This is a genomic window from Stenotrophomonas sp. YJH_SMC_25 (genome assembly GCF_059369595.1).
Genome location: NZ_JCAFSV010000008.1, coordinates 78878 through 94724, shown reverse-complemented (window position 1 = coordinate 94724; position 15847 = coordinate 78878). Strand labels below are relative to the sequence as shown.

Annotated in this window: 24 protein-coding genes and 1 tRNA gene; 20 read left to right on the top strand and 5 right to left on the bottom strand. The window is 64.3% G+C overall.

Features of this window, described 5'->3' with window-relative positions; genetic code table 11:
- Positions 1 to 3: 3 nt before the first annotated feature.
- Genes AC5P7E_RS12480 through AC5P7E_RS12440 form a run of 9 tightly spaced genes read left to right on the top strand, consistent with a single transcriptional unit; the run spans position 4 to position 6965 of the window.
- The gene (locus AC5P7E_RS12480; RefSeq protein WP_049427184.1) at positions 4 to 2808 is read left to right on the top strand and encodes a tail fiber domain-containing protein; all 2805 of its coding nucleotides are present in this window, start codon (positions 4 to 6) and stop codon (positions 2806 to 2808) included.
- A complete protein-coding gene (locus AC5P7E_RS12475) occupies positions 2808 to 3293 on the top strand; it encodes a hypothetical protein (protein ID WP_126411773.1) in 486 nt (161 codons plus the stop codon). Before AC5P7E_RS12480 ends, AC5P7E_RS12475 begins: the two co-directional genes overlap by 1 nt.
- A 26-nt stretch (positions 3294 to 3319) precedes the next feature.
- On the top strand, positions 3320 to 3589 hold the full coding sequence (locus AC5P7E_RS12470; RefSeq protein ID WP_005412393.1) for a phage holin family protein: 270 nt from the start codon (positions 3320 to 3322) through the stop codon (positions 3587 to 3589).
- Positions 3586 to 3831, top strand: coding sequence for a DNA packaging protein (locus AC5P7E_RS12465; protein WP_425523815.1), 246 nt, complete (start codon positions 3586 to 3588; stop codon positions 3829 to 3831). Before AC5P7E_RS12470 ends, AC5P7E_RS12465 begins: the two co-directional genes overlap by 4 nt.
- A gap of 8 nt (positions 3832 to 3839) precedes the next feature.
- Positions 3840 to 5504, top strand: a complete 1665-nt coding sequence (gene terL, locus AC5P7E_RS12460; RefSeq protein ID WP_032961836.1) for a phage terminase large subunit — start codon at positions 3840 to 3842, stop codon at positions 5502 to 5504.
- 8 nt (positions 5505 to 5512) lie between these two features.
- Positions 5513 to 5704 carry an LPXTG cell wall anchor domain-containing protein gene (locus tag AC5P7E_RS12455; protein ID WP_005412390.1) on the top strand — a complete coding sequence of 64 codons (192 nt, stop codon included), beginning with the start codon at positions 5513 to 5515 and terminating at the stop codon, positions 5702 to 5704.
- A complete protein-coding gene (locus AC5P7E_RS12450; RefSeq protein WP_065426719.1) occupies positions 5701 to 6198 on the top strand; it encodes a hypothetical protein in 498 nt (165 codons plus the stop codon). Before AC5P7E_RS12455 ends, AC5P7E_RS12450 begins: the two co-directional genes overlap by 4 nt.
- 9 nt (positions 6199 to 6207) lie before the next feature.
- On the top strand, positions 6208 to 6516 hold the full coding sequence (locus tag AC5P7E_RS12445; protein ID WP_005412388.1) for a hypothetical protein: 309 nt from the start codon (positions 6208 to 6210) through the stop codon (positions 6514 to 6516).
- Positions 6513 to 6965, top strand: a complete 453-nt coding sequence (locus tag AC5P7E_RS12440) for a hypothetical protein (protein WP_005412387.1) — start codon at positions 6513 to 6515, stop codon at positions 6963 to 6965. The genes AC5P7E_RS12445 and AC5P7E_RS12440 overlap by 4 nt, the downstream gene beginning before the upstream one ends.
- 21 nt (positions 6966 to 6986) lie before the next feature.
- Here the strand turns inward: AC5P7E_RS12440 and AC5P7E_RS12435 are convergent, their stop codons facing one another.
- The 3 genes from AC5P7E_RS12435 to AC5P7E_RS12425 form a co-directional block, all read right to left on the bottom strand.
- Positions 6987 to 7388: a response regulator gene (locus AC5P7E_RS12435; RefSeq protein ID WP_125899042.1), complete on the bottom strand. Its 402-nt coding sequence runs from the start codon at positions 7386 to 7388 to the stop codon at positions 6987 to 6989.
- 88 nt (positions 7389 to 7476) lie between these two features.
- Entirely contained in the window at positions 7477 to 7809 is a 333-nt protein-coding gene (locus AC5P7E_RS12430) for a hypothetical protein (RefSeq protein ID WP_043033726.1), read from the bottom strand.
- A 215-nt stretch (positions 7810 to 8024) separates the two neighbouring features.
- Complete coding sequence (locus AC5P7E_RS12425) at positions 8025 to 8354, bottom strand: hypothetical protein (protein WP_032961796.1); 330 nt, start codon at positions 8352 to 8354, stop codon at positions 8025 to 8027.
- 1075 nt (positions 8355 to 9429) lie between these two features.
- Between AC5P7E_RS12425 and AC5P7E_RS12420 the strand changes: the two genes are divergently transcribed.
- The 11 genes from AC5P7E_RS12420 to AC5P7E_RS12370 all read left to right on the top strand — a co-directional run bounded on the left by AC5P7E_RS12420 (position 9430) and on the right by AC5P7E_RS12370 (position 15237).
- A complete protein-coding gene (locus AC5P7E_RS12420) occupies positions 9430 to 9591 on the top strand; it encodes a hypothetical protein (RefSeq protein WP_154267699.1) in 162 nt (53 codons plus the stop codon).
- Between the two features lie 68 nt (positions 9592 to 9659).
- A complete protein-coding gene (locus AC5P7E_RS12415) occupies positions 9660 to 9830 on the top strand; it encodes a hypothetical protein (protein ID WP_004154558.1) in 171 nt (56 codons plus the stop codon).
- A 64-nt stretch (positions 9831 to 9894) separates the two neighbouring features.
- Positions 9895 to 10494 carry a DNA polymerase III subunit beta family protein gene (locus AC5P7E_RS12410; protein WP_005412385.1) on the top strand — a complete coding sequence of 200 codons (600 nt, stop codon included), beginning with the start codon at positions 9895 to 9897 and terminating at the stop codon, positions 10492 to 10494.
- 52 nt (positions 10495 to 10546) lie between these two features.
- On the top strand, positions 10547 to 10870 hold the full coding sequence (locus AC5P7E_RS12405) for a hypothetical protein (RefSeq protein ID WP_005412384.1): 324 nt from the start codon (positions 10547 to 10549) through the stop codon (positions 10868 to 10870).
- Complete coding sequence (locus tag AC5P7E_RS12400; protein ID WP_005412383.1) at positions 10870 to 11310, top strand: hypothetical protein; 441 nt, start codon at positions 10870 to 10872, stop codon at positions 11308 to 11310. The genes AC5P7E_RS12405 and AC5P7E_RS12400 overlap by 1 nt, the downstream gene beginning before the upstream one ends.
- The gene (locus tag AC5P7E_RS12395) at positions 11307 to 11489 is read left to right on the top strand and encodes a hypothetical protein (RefSeq protein ID WP_032961794.1); all 183 of its coding nucleotides are present in this window, start codon (positions 11307 to 11309) and stop codon (positions 11487 to 11489) included. Before AC5P7E_RS12400 ends, AC5P7E_RS12395 begins: the two co-directional genes overlap by 4 nt.
- Complete coding sequence (locus tag AC5P7E_RS12390; RefSeq protein ID WP_032961791.1) at positions 11486 to 11746, top strand: hypothetical protein; 261 nt, start codon at positions 11486 to 11488, stop codon at positions 11744 to 11746. Before AC5P7E_RS12395 ends, AC5P7E_RS12390 begins: the two co-directional genes overlap by 4 nt.
- A gap of 63 nt (positions 11747 to 11809) precedes the next feature.
- Complete coding sequence (locus AC5P7E_RS12385) at positions 11810 to 12430, top strand: antirestriction protein ArdA (RefSeq protein ID WP_032961789.1); 621 nt, start codon at positions 11810 to 11812, stop codon at positions 12428 to 12430.
- 241 nt (positions 12431 to 12671) lie between these two features.
- Positions 12672 to 12812, top strand: coding sequence for a hypothetical protein (locus AC5P7E_RS12380; protein WP_005412379.1), 141 nt, complete (start codon positions 12672 to 12674; stop codon positions 12810 to 12812).
- 739 nt (positions 12813 to 13551) lie between these two features.
- The gene (locus tag AC5P7E_RS12375; protein ID WP_005412378.1) at positions 13552 to 13926 is read left to right on the top strand and encodes a winged helix DNA-binding protein; all 375 of its coding nucleotides are present in this window, start codon (positions 13552 to 13554) and stop codon (positions 13924 to 13926) included.
- Between the two features lie 66 nt (positions 13927 to 13992).
- The gene (locus tag AC5P7E_RS12370) at positions 13993 to 15237 is read left to right on the top strand and encodes a tyrosine-type recombinase/integrase (protein WP_049417433.1); all 1245 of its coding nucleotides are present in this window, start codon (positions 13993 to 13995) and stop codon (positions 15235 to 15237) included.
- Positions 15238 to 15296: 59 nt separating this feature from the next.
- Here the strand turns inward: AC5P7E_RS12370 and AC5P7E_RS12365 are convergent.
- Both AC5P7E_RS12365 and AC5P7E_RS12360 read right to left on the bottom strand, forming a co-directional pair.
- A tRNA-Leu gene (locus tag AC5P7E_RS12365) sits at positions 15297 to 15383 on the bottom strand.
- A gap of 110 nt (positions 15384 to 15493) precedes the next feature.
- Positions 15494 to 15799, bottom strand: coding sequence for a hypothetical protein (locus tag AC5P7E_RS12360; protein WP_114618858.1), 306 nt, complete (start codon positions 15797 to 15799; stop codon positions 15494 to 15496).
- Between the last annotated feature and the right edge of the window lie 48 nt (positions 15800 to 15847).

Sequence of the window (15847 nt, the reverse complement as noted above, 5' to 3'; positions counted from 1 at the left end):
CGCATGAGCACTACCCCCGGCTACGTCTCCAACGCCGAGCTGGCCTCGCGCCTCTCGACGCTGGTAGACCGCTGGAACCGGCGCGAGAATCAGATGATCGCGCTGCTGACTCAGGAGGAAGGCACCGTCGTCGTGACGGACGGCCTGGGCAACAACCACACCCTCCTCTCGTTCCCGCAGCTCCAGAAGGACGTGGCCGGGCTGACCGACGAGCTGACCGGCTCGGTCGTGCAGGTGCGCGACCTGGTGTCCGTGGCAACCGGCATGGCGAACGCCGCGCAGGCGTCCGCAGATGACGCCTCTGGCTTCGCCGACGCTGCCGAAGCATCCGCCGTGCGCGCTGCGGAATCCGCCGCGAGCATCGACGACGACGTGCAGGCCACCGCCGACGCGGCGACCTTCGCTGCTGCCAAGGCGGCCGAGGCTTCCGACAGCGCGACCGAGGCGGCAAGCTCCGCAGTGGACGCCGCCGCTTCGGCGACGGCCTCGGCCACCTCGGCGCTGGCTTCGGCTGGCTCCGCAAGCCAGGCGGGCACGTCGGCCACCGCAGCGGGTCAGGCGCGTTCCGACGCGCAAGCAGCGGCGACTGCTGCCGCCACGTCACGGGATCAGGCGCAGACCATCCTGGGCTATGCGACCGACGCGGCCGACCGCGCGGAAGCTGACGCCACCGCTGCCGCAGCATCGGCTGCCGCAGCCGCCGACAGCGCGACCGCCGCAGCGACCTCGGTCACTCAGGCGACCACCCAGGCCAACCGGGCGGAAGCCCAGGCGTCCGCCGCGGCGACCAAGGCTGGCGAGGCTGCTGGCTCGGCGACCACCGCAGCCGGTCATGCCTCCGCTGCGTCCGGCTCGGCGTCTGCCGCCTCGATCTCGGCGCAGACCGCATCGTCGGCCAAGGCCGCTGCCGAGGCTGCCCGCGACAAGGCTGGCCTGTACGCGAACGCGCCGCAGGGCACCGAGGTCTCGCCGGGCGAGTTCTCGGCGAAGCATTGGGCCGCCCAGGCGCAGGCTGCCGTCACTGGCTCGCTGGTCTACATGGGATCGTGGGATGCCGGCACTGGTGCGTTCCCGGCCAACCCGGTGAAGGGTCACTTCTACAAGGTGGTCGGCGAAGGCACTGTGGGCGACATCCACTGGCGAGTCGGCGACCAGGCGCTCTACGGCGCTACCTGGGAGAAGATCGACAACACCGATCAGGTCACCAGCGTCGCCGGTAAGCAGGGCGACGTGACCCTCGTGGCTGGCGACATCGGCGGCCTGGGCGCGCTGGCGACCCGCGACGACGTGGACTTCAACACCCACGTCACCGGGAAGCCGACGACCTACCCGCCGAGCACCCACACGCACACCAAGGCGCAGGTCGGCCTCGACAAGGTGGACAATACCGCCGACCTCGACAAGCCGATCAGCACCGCGACGCAGACGGCGCTCGACGGCAAGGCGGCGGCGACGCACACGCACACCATCGCCAACGTGACCGGCCTCCAGTCCGCGCTCGACGGCAAAGCGGCGGCGTCCCACTCGCACACCATCGCAAACGTAACCGGGCTGCAAGCGGCGCTCGACGGGAAGTCGGCAATCGGCCACACGCATACCGCCGCCGAGATCGCCAACGTCGTCAACGTGACCGACGATCAGTCCATCGGTGGCGTCAAGACGTTCGCCTCCGGGCAGATTCGTGTGCAGGGATTTGGCGGCGAGGCCACGTCCGGCGTCATGTACCTGGGGTCGCTGGATCGCTATGTGTACGTGCCGCCAGCTGCGAACTCGCTGGAGTTCCGATTCGGCGATGGCACGGGTGGCGTCGCGTCCCTCAACGCTGGCGGCACCGTCTGGACCTCGGCGAACTTCAACCCGGCAGGAAAGGCCGACGCCGGTCACACGCACACCATCGCAAACGTCAGCGGCCTCCAGTCCGCACTGGACGGCAAGGCGAGCCTGGGTGGCGCAACCTTCACCGGGCAGGTCACTCTGGCCTATGGCGCGCCGCTGCGGTTGACCGGCATGGGTGCAGCGGGAACCGCGTACATCCACGGAACGAACGGCGCTGGCGATGACGTTTGCTCGATCACCCGCGTGAACACGAACAGCTGGTACAACCTGTACTGGAACGGTGCTGCGAACATTGCGGGCCGCCTGACGGTCGGCGATCAGATTTACCTCAACGCTGGCTGGTTCCGCTCCCAGCAGTCCGGCACCGGCTGGTACTCGGAAGCGCACGGCGGCGGCATCTGGATGCAGGACAGCACCTGGGTTCGCACCTACGGCGGCAAGGGATTCCTTATCGCTGGCCCAGGCGGTAGCGGTGGCGACCTCCGTTTGGAGAGCTACTCGCCAACCATCACCTGTTACGACTCCGACAACGGGACCACGCACTGGCTCCATTGCAACGACAACAACCACGGCTTCCTCGCCAGCAACGCCTTCTCGTGGTGCGCCTACCGCGACGGCAGCAACAATTGGGTCGCCACGGGCAACATCGTCGCCTATGCGTCCGATGCGCGTCTAAAGAAGAACATCGTGGACGCCTCGGCCTCCAAGGTGGCCGACTTCTTCGACCGCTTCCGTGTACGCGAGTTCGATTGGGATGCCAAGGCAATCGCCGAGCTGAATCCCACGTTCCACCCGAGCGCGGATCACGAGGTCGGCGGCATCGCGCAGGAGGCCGAGGAGGTCTACTCGTTGATGGTCGCCACGCACGCAAACGGCATCAAGACGATCCAGTGGGAGAAGGCTATTCCCTTCCTTATCGCTGAGGTGCAGGCGCTGCGTAAGCGCGTCGCGGACCTTGGGGGAGGTGCCTGATGGCCCTCCCCGGCTCCGGCCCTATCTCCTGGGAAATGATCCGCGCCGAGTTTGGCGGCGGCTACCCGATCTACGCGGACCAGTATTACCGAGGACGTGGATTGGTGCCCGACGTTCCGGCCAACTACGGCGTCCCCACGAGCGGCCCGATCTACGCCTCGCAGTTCTACAACGCGGTCAAGGCGACGCCGTTCCAAGCATCGCTGTCGCCGAGCTACCTGATGGGTAACTGGCCTCAGTCCACCAACGGCACGGTCAGCGAGTCGTTCAGCGTTTATTGCTCGGGCGGCACCGGCAACTACTCCGTGGTCTCCCGCTCCGTCACAGGCGGCGCGTCGATCTCCGGCAGCGGCCTCGGTGGCACTGTGACCGCCTCTGGGCGGAACACCTCCCGCATGGGGCAGTTCACAGTCGTCGTCACCGATGGCGTCACGCAGATCACCCTGACCGGCAACTACGAGTACAGCTTCGGTCGTCCGCTCTAACGCATCCACCACCTACAAGAGACCTAATGCACGATGAAGTGAAGCTGGTCGGCGCTCTCGCGGGCGTCGGCCTCATCGTGGGCATCGCAAAGATGCTCACGTCGAACGATCCGATCACCTGGAAGCAGGCGCTCGGCCGCGCAATCCTCTCTGGCGCTACCGGCCTTGCCGCTGGTGCCATCGTCATTTTCATCCCCGGCGTCTCCTTCGTCGCCCAGGTCGCGCTCGCGTGCATCCTGGCGTCGCTCGGCACGTCCGCGCTGGAGACCGTACTGAACCGCGTCGTCAACAAGTGACCGCCCCCAAGGATGCCTTGGAGCGACTGCACGCCGCAGTCGCTGACAAGCTCGCCGAAACCATCGACTCGATGGAGTCGGACGCGAAGGGCCTGGCCTCGATCCTCAACGTGGCCCGGCAGTTTCTCAAGGACAACGGCATCGACGTTGCGGCCACGCCGCCCGGCTCACCGCTGGGCAAGCTGGCCGACAAGGTGTCCGAGTTCCCGTTCGATCCCGCTGAGGATGGGCGGCTGAACTGATGGAGGGCATGACGAGCCTCCACGTTCGTCACCCTTTCGAGGACTTCCGCAACTTCGCCTGGTACGTCTGGAAGGAGCTGGGGCTACCAAGCCCCACTCCGATCCAGTACGACATCTGCGAGTTCCTGAAAACCGGCCCGCGCCGTCGCGTCATCATGGCGTACCGCGGCGTCGGCAAGTCCTGGGTGACGGCCGCCTACGTCTGCTGGCTCCTCTGGAAAGACCCCCAGCACAAGATCATGGTGGTCTCGGCATCGAAGGAACGCGCCGATGCGTTCTCGGTGTTCGTCAAGCGCCTGATCGAAACCCTGCCTGAGCTGCAACACCTGCGCCCGCGTCCCGACCAGCGCAACTCGAACCTGGCGTTCGATGTCGGTCCCGCGCAGCCCGATCAGTCGCCCTCGGTGAAGTCGGTCGGCATCAACGGCCAGCTCACCGGCTCCCGCGCCGACACCATCATCGCGGACGACATCGAAGTCCCAAAGAACTCCATGACCGTCGTGCAGCGCGAGAAGCTCGCCGAGCTGGTCAAGGAGTTCGACGCGGTGCTCAAGCCTGGCGGCGAGATCATCTACCTCGGCACTCCGCAGACCGAGGAGTCGCTCTACAACAAGCTGCCCGAGCGCGGCTACGTCATCCGCATCTGGCCTGCGCGCTACCCGAAGGACACCAAGCACCGTCAGGTGTACGGCGACCGCCTCGCGCCGATGATCGCCGATGCGTTCGACGCGAACCCCAAGCTCGCCTGGAAGAACTGCGAGAGCGTCCGCTTCTCCGATGAGGACTTGATGGAGCGCGAGGCGTCCTACGGACGCTCCGGCTTCATGCTCCAGTTCATGCTCGATGCGTCGCTGTCCGACGCCGAGAAGTACCCGCTCAAGCTGTCCGACCTGATCGTGATGGACGTGGACCGCGAGGTCGCTCCGATCCGCGTGGTCTACAGCAGCGGCCCGGAGTACATCGTCAGCGACATCCCGTCCGTGGGCTTCACTGGCGACCGCCTGTACCGGCCCATGTACCTCGCCTCGGAAATGGAGGAGTTCACCGGCAAGGTACTCGCCATCGACCCCTCGGGCCGAGGTGGCGACGAAACCGGCTACGCGGTCGTCGGCATGCTTCGCGGCATGCTCTACGCGCGCCGCGCTGGTGCGACCAAGGGCGGCTACGACGACGACACGCTGGAGACCCTGGCGCACATCGCGCGCGCCGAGAAGGTCTCCGCAGTCCTCATTGAGGCGAACTTCGGTGACGGCATGTTCGCCAAGATGCTCTCCGGCGTCCTGGCGCGCGTGTACCCGTGCTCCATCGAGGAGGTGAAGCACTACGGCACCTCGAAGGAGAACCGAATCATCGACGTGCTGGAGCCGGTGCTGAACCAGCACCGCCTGGTGGTCGATGCCTCGATCATCCGCGCCGATCAGAAGTCCGAACAGAAGTACCAGCTGTGCTACCAGCTGACGCGCATCACGCGCGACCGCGGCGCACTGCGCCACGACGACCGCCTCGAAGCGCTGGCGATGGCCGTGAAGTATTGGGCCGACCAGCTCTCCCGAGACGTGTCCAAGGAGGAGCAGCGCTACCTGGAGGAGCTGCTCGACCGCGAGTACGCCTCCTTCATCCAGTCCGTGACCGGCCGCATGCCGTCACCCGACAACTACCTCGACATCCTGTAGGAGACCCAATGTCCAACACGCTCGCTGCGTGGCTGATGGCGCTCGCCGCCGCTGGCCTGCTGTACCTGTTCCTGCGCCGCAAGAACGACGACGACAACGACGGCCCGAGCGCACCCGCGCCGGTAACGCCGTGCGACTGCAACCACGCTCCCTGCTGCCACACCCAGGGCGGCCAGTCGAACCCCTACGCGCCGGTATGACCGACGCAAAGCTGCCGAGCCTCGTGGAGGTCAGGGACAACCTGATCCCCGCGGCGGCCCGGCTGCTCCCCGGCGTGGCCTTCACTCCCGAAGCGAAGGTCATGCTGCTCGCCATTGGTCTCCAGGAATCTCGCTTCGAGCACCGCAGGCAGATCAAAGGCCCCGCACGCGGCTTCTGGCAGTTCGAGGCGGGCGGCGGCACCGCAGGTGTACTCCGTCACCCGGCGACCTCCGCACGCGCCTCACAGCTCGTCTCCGCGCGTCTGGAGCGTCCCTCGACCGCTGCGGTCAACGAGGCGCTCGCCTCCGACGACGTGCTCGCCTGTGCGTTCGCTCGCCTGCTGCTGTTCACCGATCCGCGTCCGCTGCCCGCCCTGGGTAACCCCCAGGCCGCATGGGACTACTACGTCCGCAACTGGCGGCCGGGCAAGCCGCACCGTGACACCTGGGACGCGCTCTACGCGAAGGCCCTGGCAACCATCCGCAACACCTAACCGGAACCCATGAACTTCAAGACCATCTACAACCGCGCCAGCGAGCGCCTGGTGCGCGCCTACGAGCGCGCTAAGGGGTACGTAGCGCTACGCATTGCCCTCGCCTCGCAGTGGCTCCTGGAGCGCCTGCGCGAGACCTCCCGTCGCACCTACACCGGCTGGCTGTTCGTCGTCGTGTTCCTGGCGCTGCCCTACGTCGTCCTCGGCGGCCTGTGGGAGCACCTGCGGAATGCCGCGGAGCGCCTGTGGGATGACGTGAACGACATCGAGTGGGCTGCGTTCACCCCGAGCTACTGGCGGGAGCACATCAAGCAGTGACCACGCTGGCCTTTGACGGCCGGCTCGTTGCTATCGACTCGCAGGTCACCGCTGGTGATCTGCGGTACGAGGAGGAGAAGTTCTACCGCACCACCGACACCACCGGGCGCGACCTGGTGGTGTTCGGCGCGGGCACCACTTCCCACATCCAGCGAGCCGTGCGCGAGCTGTCGGAGGGATTCGACGAACTGACCAAGGGCGAGTACACGATCCTCGTGGTCGGCCTGCGGGACAACCCGGTGGCCTTCTACCACGACGGTCTCCCTCTCGACCTCCGGCGCGACTTCCTCGTCGCCGGTAGTGGTGGTGCGATTGCCCTGGCCGCCATGAAGGCAGGCCACAACGCGACCGAAGCAGTCCTCATGGCCTGCTCGACGGACCTCTACAGCGGTCCTCCGGTGCAGACCTACGACACGGTTACAAAGCGTTTCCTAAAACGCCGGACCTGAACTACTGGCGCATGGACGCGCCTAAACAGGAATGCCGATTTGGCGAGTCCTATCAAGGGCGCTCATGAGTTCTTTGATGCGGTACGGCTTCGGGAGAAAGGTCGCCCACTGGTGAGCGTCAGGGAGCTGCGGGTTCGGCACCCCGGACGCGAACATGTAGGGAATTCGGTGCGACAGCAGGTAATCGGCGACGGACATTGATGCTCCGTCCTGCGTCTGGATGTCTAAGATCGCCGCGTGAAATGCTTTCGCCTCTATGCGGTCGAATGCATCGGCAGCGGAGGCGACCACATCGACCTCGTAACCCTGCATCGCCAGGATTTCCTTCAACATCCCTGAGAGGTCAGGATCATCTTCCATGACCAACAACGAGCCGAGCCGACCCTGGCTGTATGCATCCGTAGCCATCGCGCGTTCTCCCACGCCTACGTTCCCCAAACGGTTCGTACCGTACACGACGGCCAGTTAAAAGACAGGAAACGACTCTACCTGAAAGTGAACAGTTCAGCTATCACGCCAATTCTTCATCCTTGAACCACCACATTACAGCCAAGACGACAAACCAAACGATCAGCGGGACGCCAATCGTGAATTCCACGAGTAGGCCTCTCATGTGCTCGTGCTGCGCGGCCTCAGTCAGTGCAGAATCCAGAATTGGCACCGCATCGGCCACCACGCTGTACGAGGTCGTGTCATCGTTTATGACCTCGCGGGTACGTTCGACCAGCTCCCGTGCTGCTCGAAGCTTCGCGTGCTGATATGCGGCGGGCACTCCAGCACAGACCAGCGAGAGGACAGTGACCAGCGCCGCCAAGCGAATGAGGAGGGTATTGAGCGATGCCATAGATGCTCGTTGTAATGTCTATGCCAACCGCTAAGTTTATTCGACCACGGAGCACTGGGAGGGCTTGACAAGGGTGCTATCATAGTAAGACCTAAGTATTACTCTAGCAGGACTATAGAGTTCTATTCATTGGTATTCACCATCAAGTAGAGCTACAGTTCTCCTATGCACTCCTGGGGTGTTCCTCTGTCCTCCTTGGGTGCCACTGCGGCGGACTAGACCTCCGTCCCATCCTTGATGACCCATAGCACCACGCCCGCACCAATCCAAGCGAGCGCCGGGATGCCCAAAGCGAGCTGGAGAAACAGGTTGCGGGAATTGCGGTTGCTGATGAGGTCATTCGTCGCGGCGTCAAACGTCCGCACCGCCTCATCAACCAACACCTGCGGCGAGGCGTCGTTCTCGATGATCTGCTCGTTCCAGGAACGCAACTCCTCAGCGCTCCTTACGCCGGTCTGAAAGTACGCGGCAGGGAGTCCTGCGAGCACTAAGGCCAGGACGGTGATCGCGGTAGCGGTTCTTATCGTGTATCGGCGGGCGTACATAACGTCTCCTCGAAGTGACAGAGGTGGTCGAAAGGTTTGCGGCAAATTTCCGAAGGAGTATCCAACTACTTGGAACGGCGCGATCACCCCCCGTAGGGGGTCGCCCCCTGTAGCGTAAGGCACGATGCGCCCCCTTCGCGTCACCTGCGGCGTCACCACCTCGGCTAACCTACTGATTCCAAAGGTGAACCACCGGATTAGGTATCCAGTGCCTAGGCAATCCCATGCGATACCTGGGCAACCTGCGGACATCCGCGCTCAAACGTTCGCGCCCCTGTCTGTCCCTATCTGTCTTTTTGCCCTGACCGCCACGCGCCCACCTCGGCACCACCTCGGCACACCTGCCGACCACCTCGGCACACCCTGCCCGGCCTATGCCCACCTGCCGCCCACCACGGCCAGCCAATGCGCCACCACGGCCCACGCAAGGCCCGCCACGGGCACCCCTACCGCCCCGCCTATAGAAGCTCCCCACGCGCGCGCTAGGCGCTCCCTGCGACCATCCAAAATCGTTGCCATCGGGGTATTGACAGCCATGCGGGGATTGATCTAATCTATACCCGTCGCCAGCAACACGGCGGCAGCGGAAAAGGCGGCGACAGACGTGCGACCGATGGATCGACAGCACCTAGAGCTTATCCCGCCAGCACTGAGGACTAGCCCCAAAGGCCCCTAAGCGCACCGCAGGTAACGTCCGGCTCAACCATCCCCCTACCGGGAGTGATTGACAAACCGGGAGCAAAAGGGCATAATGCCCACCATCGAACAACGGCCGCAGGGTGCGGTCGGGACAGTAGGAAAGGGGCAGGCAGGAGCGCCGCCCACGGCAGAACGCGGGGAGCTGGGAACACTAGCCGCGCCGGGAAGTGTAAGGGCCGATGAAGGCCGCCACGGATACCGGGTCACCGCCAGAAAGAGCGGGGCCATCTGTACGGGATTCCTAGGCGAGCTGGAGGCGCTCCCGGAAGCTGGCGACGGTCAGATTCCATGCCTTACGAGCATGAGTCTGACCGCCAAAGCGCCCCTACCGTTGTGATGGGGCGTTTTGGTGGTCCGATTCACTGGAGAGCAACCCATGACGATGATCCCGTTTGATATGACCGCCCGCGACTACTACGTGGCCGGTTGCATCCGCCGCGGCATCCGCGAGCACCGCGCCCGACTCAACGAGCGGGAGCGCCAGGCACACAAGAACCGCACCCAAGTTGCGCCTTGTCCATCCCCCGTTGTCATCTGATCCCCTTTCGTCAACCCGGTTTTCCACACCCCGCCGACGTGTGACGGCGGGTCTTTTTTGGAGCTACCATGAGCACCAATGGACCACTGGAGGACTTGCAAGTGCGCAAGCTCACCGCTGAGATTCGCAAGATCAACCGCGAGAGCGACAAGCTGATGATGGAGACCCGGTGGTATCCGCTGGTGGTCGCCACGGCCTTTGTGGCTGGCATCGTCACGCTGACCAAGCTGTTCCTCTAACAGCGCCCTACCCCAATCCCCCGAAGCCGCCGCAAGGCGGCTTTTTTGTTGCCCGGAGAAAGCTATGAACAAAATTCCTTCCGCCCTGATCGCCGCCGCTCTGCATGTGGCCCCCAAGAATGACGTTCGCTTCTACTTGAATGGCGTGCTGATTGAGTCGCACGCCGATGGTGCGATCATCGTTGCTACAGACGGCCACCGCATGCTTGTGGTGCGTACCAGCCTGCCGTGGGACATTGGCAAGATCATCGTGCCGCGCAATGCGTGCGAGCTGGTCGCCAAGATGAAGGGCGATGTCTATTTCAGCGCCGTGGGCGATGCCAGCCGGTTCAAGGCGGAGCGCGGAGGCCAGGCCATTGAGTTTGCTGCCGTTGATGGAACCTACCCGGACTGGCGTGCTGCGGTGTCCAAGCCGAACGAACTCAAGCTGTCCGGATTCGCGCCTGCCGTCCTCGAAGGCGTAGTGAAGGCGGCCGGTGTAATTTGCAAGGCATTCGGCGGCAAGGCCACTTCACTGATTCCGGTGACTGGCGGCGACGTGGCGGCCATGTTCGGTATTGGCGGCATCACCGATCCGAGCATCAGGTGCGCGTCTTTGATCGTCATGCCAATGCGCGACTCGTCATACCCGGAAGCCCTGTGCAGCGACGCGCTCCGCGCTTAACCCGAACCCATCAGCCGCCGCAAGGCGGCTTTTTTGTTGCCCGGAGAAAGCCATGAACCTCGACAACTACGCCCCCGAGAGCGCGAAGCGCATAGCCGTGGCGCTGGTGGATGCCGCCCTCGCCGCTGGTTACTCGCTCGGCGTCTACGACGGCGAAGAAACCACGGTGCGGCACAGCCGCGACCGGCAAGAAGTGTTGGAGGCCCTCGCCTCTACCGACCACGATCACCTGCGGTTCTACCGCCCGGACGCAACAAAGGCGGGGTTTGTGCTCCTGATTTGGGAGAACGGGGACGACGCCGCGAGCGACTGGAGCGACAACGACGAGACCAACGCGCTGGTGATGCCGGTGCTGCGCGGGCTGGGGGTGCTGTGATGGAACTGCGCACCTACGGAACCCGCAACGTGTTCCTGGCACAGCCGGGGCGCTATCACGAACAACTGGCGGCGACCGCGATGACGCCGCAGCAAGCCGAGGAGTTCGCCACCGTGGTCAACCGCGCAATCAGGGATACCGACTTCGACCCCATCGACCTCGCGCAGCTGGCGAGCGGGTGGACGTGGCCCGAGCCGATGAGCACCGCGCCGCTGGGCATTGAGGACTCCGAATTTCTTGTCGAGGTGGCGCGCATGCTGCACCGCCTCTGGCAGGAGGTCGGCGAGCAGTGGAGCGGCGTTTGGGCCTACGACATCGCCGACCCGCTGGGCGGGTGGCTGTCGAGGAACGGCATCAACCACGAGACCGCCGATGGCGTGGCCCGCGCCGAGCAGCAGGCCCGCGCATGGATCGCCGAGGGCATGGGAGCCGCGCGATGAGCTACCGCGAGGAGGACATCTTGTTCGAGACCGAAAAGGCATGGGTGCTGCGCAAGGGGCCGAACCATTTTGAGGTCTACAAAATCGGCCTCACCCACTCGACACGCCACGGCATTTTTCACAACATCCCCGGCGCACTGGATCGCGCCATCGAACACGCAAAGGGCCTGTCGCAATGAGCAATGACAACGAGCTGGCTGTACCTGCCGGTGACAAGCTGGTCACCCTGGGCGACCGATCGGTCTCCTACGGTCCCCGCCAAGAGTTCGACGGGAGCGTCGAGCCTTGCGCACCGATGGCCGCGCAGTTTTGGGGCGTCTACCGCTGGGCCGGTAAGGACCGCTGGTGGTGGATTGCCGACGTGGCCGACGAGGACACCGCCCGCGCAGTGGCCGCCGCCTACCTGCTGAACGTCAAGCCCGATTGGGCGCACTGACCGATAACCACCCCTGATCCCGAGGCCCGCCTAGTGCGGGCCTTCGCATTTCTGGAGCACACCATGCAAATCTACGTTGCCTGCCTTGCCTCATATAACGCTGGCGTCCTGCACGGCGAGTGGATCGACTTGGAGGGACGCGACGCCGACGACGTGCGCGATGAGATTGCCCGCATCCTGCGCGAGTCGCCGCACCCGAACGTGACCGTTGATTGCCCGGATTGCGGCGGTACTGGAACCACATACGTCCCCCGAGTATTCGGCGGGGCGGAATGCACGGCGTGTGGCGGAAGCGGCAAGGTCGCCAGCGCCGAGGAGTGGGCCGTCCACGACTACGACGACGTGTTCGGGGATACCTGGGGCGAGCACCCCGACCTGGACAAGCTGTGCGCATTGCAAGAGCGGCTGGACGAGTTGCACAACGACACCGAACGCGCTGCCTACACGGCCTTCTGCGACCACGAGGGCCTCGACGATGTGACCGTGGAGCAGTTCCACGAAGCCTACGTGGGCCAGTTCGATAGCTGGGCCGACTTTGCCGAGAACTATGTGGACGAATCGGGGCTTCTCCACGGCGTGCCCGACGCCCTCTCCCGCTACTTCGACTACGAGAGCTATGGCCGCGACATTCGGCTCAACGGTGACGCGTTTGAGGTGAGCGGCTTCTACTTCTGGAGCCGCTAACGCCGCTTCCGCAAGACCCTGCGCCAATACAGGTATGTGCGATGCGCCGGCACCGAGCTAGTCCACACCCATACGACTAGGTGAAGGGCCGTAATGGCGACTTCTACGCGGGGGTCAATCATCGAACGGTCCTTGGGGTCGGGAGTGGCGATCACGCCCTTCAGCCCTAATCATAAGGCCAATCTCGATATTTGGCACTCATTGTTCCATTTGTAGCACTTGCATAACAGGAGACTTACATATGCGTAACGCAGATTTCACCGCAAACTCGACCCTGGTGATCGTCAACGTGGCCCTCCGCGTCCACCAGTTCGGCCCGTTCTTGGTATTCGAGCGGGAGGTTTTGGTCCTGCATGAACGGACCTACGAGGTGCCCGAATGATTCGGACCATCAATTTCGACCATAACGAGAAGCGCGGCGCTCTCCGCGCGATGCTCGGCCTACTCAACGAGCGCGTCCAGTTCTCGGTCGTCCCCGAGGACTGTGGCTGGCGGGTGTCGTATCCGGTCCCACCCGCGGCCCCAACGGAGACCCCGCGGCCATGACTTCACTGCACCAGTCGGGATCAATCTCTCCCGTGGTACTTGATTCCTACGGACGCGCCATCATTGTGGCCTGTAGTCTGCCCGACGGCAGCGTCATGCTGTCGGGCTGCGCATCCGCAGACGACCAGGGGGGCGTTCTCAGTCTATGAGTACGGTGAGACGGACAATAGCCAGCGCGGTAGTCCGCGTAGGGCAAGGACTGTTTTTTGCATCCGTGGTCGGGGCCATTGTGACCCTGGCGGCGATGCTGGCACTACCGTTCTTAAAACACTGAAACGTAAGACCTTTTTGTGGAGCGCAGCCGGGGGTGGCGGCGCATTACAACGCCGTGAGCAGGGGACAGGACGGCCCCTTCGCAGGGCAGAAGTACCTGGACCTGTTCGTGAAAGCCTTTGGATATGAGATCGGAATCGACCCCTCCCCCACGCCTTGGCAGCGTGGTTTCTGGATGGACAAAATTGGCAAGAATGCCATCAACATTGGCTTGGGCCTTGTAATCCTTACATTGCGGCTCCAAGATAGACCCTGATGGTTTCCCAAGGGGGAACCATCCCCTTACGGAAAATGAGCGCACCATGAATCTCTCGCAGAAAGAACTGACGGCCATTCTCACAACCGCACTGTCAGCCTTCCGGGAAGAGATCGACGAGGACATCACCGCCACCCGCATCCTCACCCTACTCGCCGTTGTGGACGAGCCGGGCATTCAGCAGGTGGACCTTGAGCGCGTCCTCGGCGGACTCTCTCCCTCCGCAGTGAGCCGCAATGTGCTCGACCTGTCGTCTATCAAGCGTAACCGCGAGCCGGGGCCTGACTTCCTAGAGCAGCGCCCTGATCCCGCCTACCGCAAGCGCAACCTGATCTTCCCGACGACCAAGGCGCTGCACTGGCTGGCTTCGCTCGCAGAACGTGTCAACCGCAAGGTGACGGCGCGCGTCGCAGCCGCCTAACCCCCAACACCCCGTTGTGCCCCGAGGCCCGCCTAGTGCGGGCCTTTTTCATTTCTGGAGATACACATGGCCCTTCGCCTCAAAGGGACCGCGCCCAAGCCGGGTGCGCCCGATAAGCGCTACTACATGCTCGACGTGCAGGAGGGATACCGGCGCGTGCGCTTGTCCACCGGCACCCGCGACCGCGTGGCAGCCGAGCGCAAGGAGCAGGCGGTCCTCGACGCCCTGCGCGACGACCCCGAGATTGCAGAGGACGCGCTGCGGGAGCTGATTCGGGGCAAGTCCCGGTCGGTGCAGATGGCCGTGGCGAAGGCCAAGGTCCGCCAGCGCACCCTCAAGGACGCGATGGACGACGCGCTGGACGACCGCAACTTTTGGGGCAAGCTCCGGTCCATCGACACCGTGCGTACCAACTGCAAGGTGGTCCAGAGCTACCTGGGCGAGGAAACGCCCATCAACGACATCACGCAGGCCGCGGTCAACGACATGGCGCAGCGCATGCTCGCCGACAAGGCGGCTCCCGCCACCGTGAACCGCAAGATGCAGTGCCTCCTTGCCCTACTGAAACGCGAGAGGAAGGCCGGCCGGTTCTTGGGAGAGCTGCCCGAGTACAGCTTGGCCGACGAGAGGGACAACGCACGCACGTTCGTCCTGAACGTTGAGGACGAGGAATTGATCCTGGCGCGGCTGCTGGAGTGGGACACGCTCCCGAACGGCCCTGCCGGAGGGCACCCACGGGTGCGCGACGGGGCGGACTACCGCGACCTGTTCGTGTGCCTCGCCGACCTGGGCTGCCGCATGAGCCAGGCCATCGGCATCCGGTGGTCCGAAGTAGTCGATCAGGGCGGAAGGCTCCACGTCCGCTTCTGGCGGCACGCTACGCTCAAGAAGGGGCGTCCCCGCACCCTACCCTGCACCGCCCGTGTCGCCGAGGTTCTACAGCGGCGCAAGGACGCCCTGGCGGCCACATCGGACGGCCCCTTCACGATGCTCAATCGCACGCGCGCCGACCGGCTGTGGCAATGGGCCATCAAGGGGACACATCTCGCTTCCGAGAAGGAGTGCGTACCGCATGCGCTCCGCCATACGTGCGCCACTCGGCTGCTGCTGGCGACCGGCAACATCAAGCTCGTGCAGGAGTGGCTCGGACACCGCGACATCCAGACCACCTCAGCGGTCTACGCGAAGGTACTGGCCGAGCAATCGCTCCAAGGCATGTCTGCACTGGAGCAGTTCCGCCTCCCAGCCGCCTCGAACGGAACAGGTGACGTTCCGAGACAGGGATCAATTGCCAAAGCGGGAATCCAATAGGACAACTGACCGTCGCCAGCTTATTTTTCAATCACTTAGGCAATCTGTGCTCGGCCAGATGGTGCGAAAGGCGGGACTCGAACCCGCACGAGGTCACCCTCACTGGAACCTAAATCCAGGGCGTCTACCAATTCCGCCACTTTCGCGTGGCCGGCACAGGCGTTCATTGTCGCAGGCGGGGGCCGGAAGCGGAAGGCCTGCACAAAGCTGAATACGTCACCCCGGGCGACCGACCGCCGCCCGGAGTGACCGTGGATCAGTGCTGCTGAGGTTCAACGCGTGCCGTGTCGGCACCGTGCCCGGACACTGCGTCCACTTTGCGGATCTCAACGCCCCCGTCGCTGGTCCTGCGCAACTGCACCGCCTCGGGCCGGGTCACCCCTTCAGCTGGCGCCATCGGCTGCATCTGCATCGCCTCACTGACTGGCGCGGCGGGAGCGTGCAGCGTGTCGGCGTCGCGCTGCACGGTCTGCGCCGGGTCGCCGGGCTGGCTGCAGGCAGCGAGCGCCGCCAGCGCGAACGGCAACAACAGCACCTGGCGCAGTCGATTGATATCACCCATCAGGATCGTCCTTCATGCATGCGCCATCGGCGCGGAAGAACCATTGGG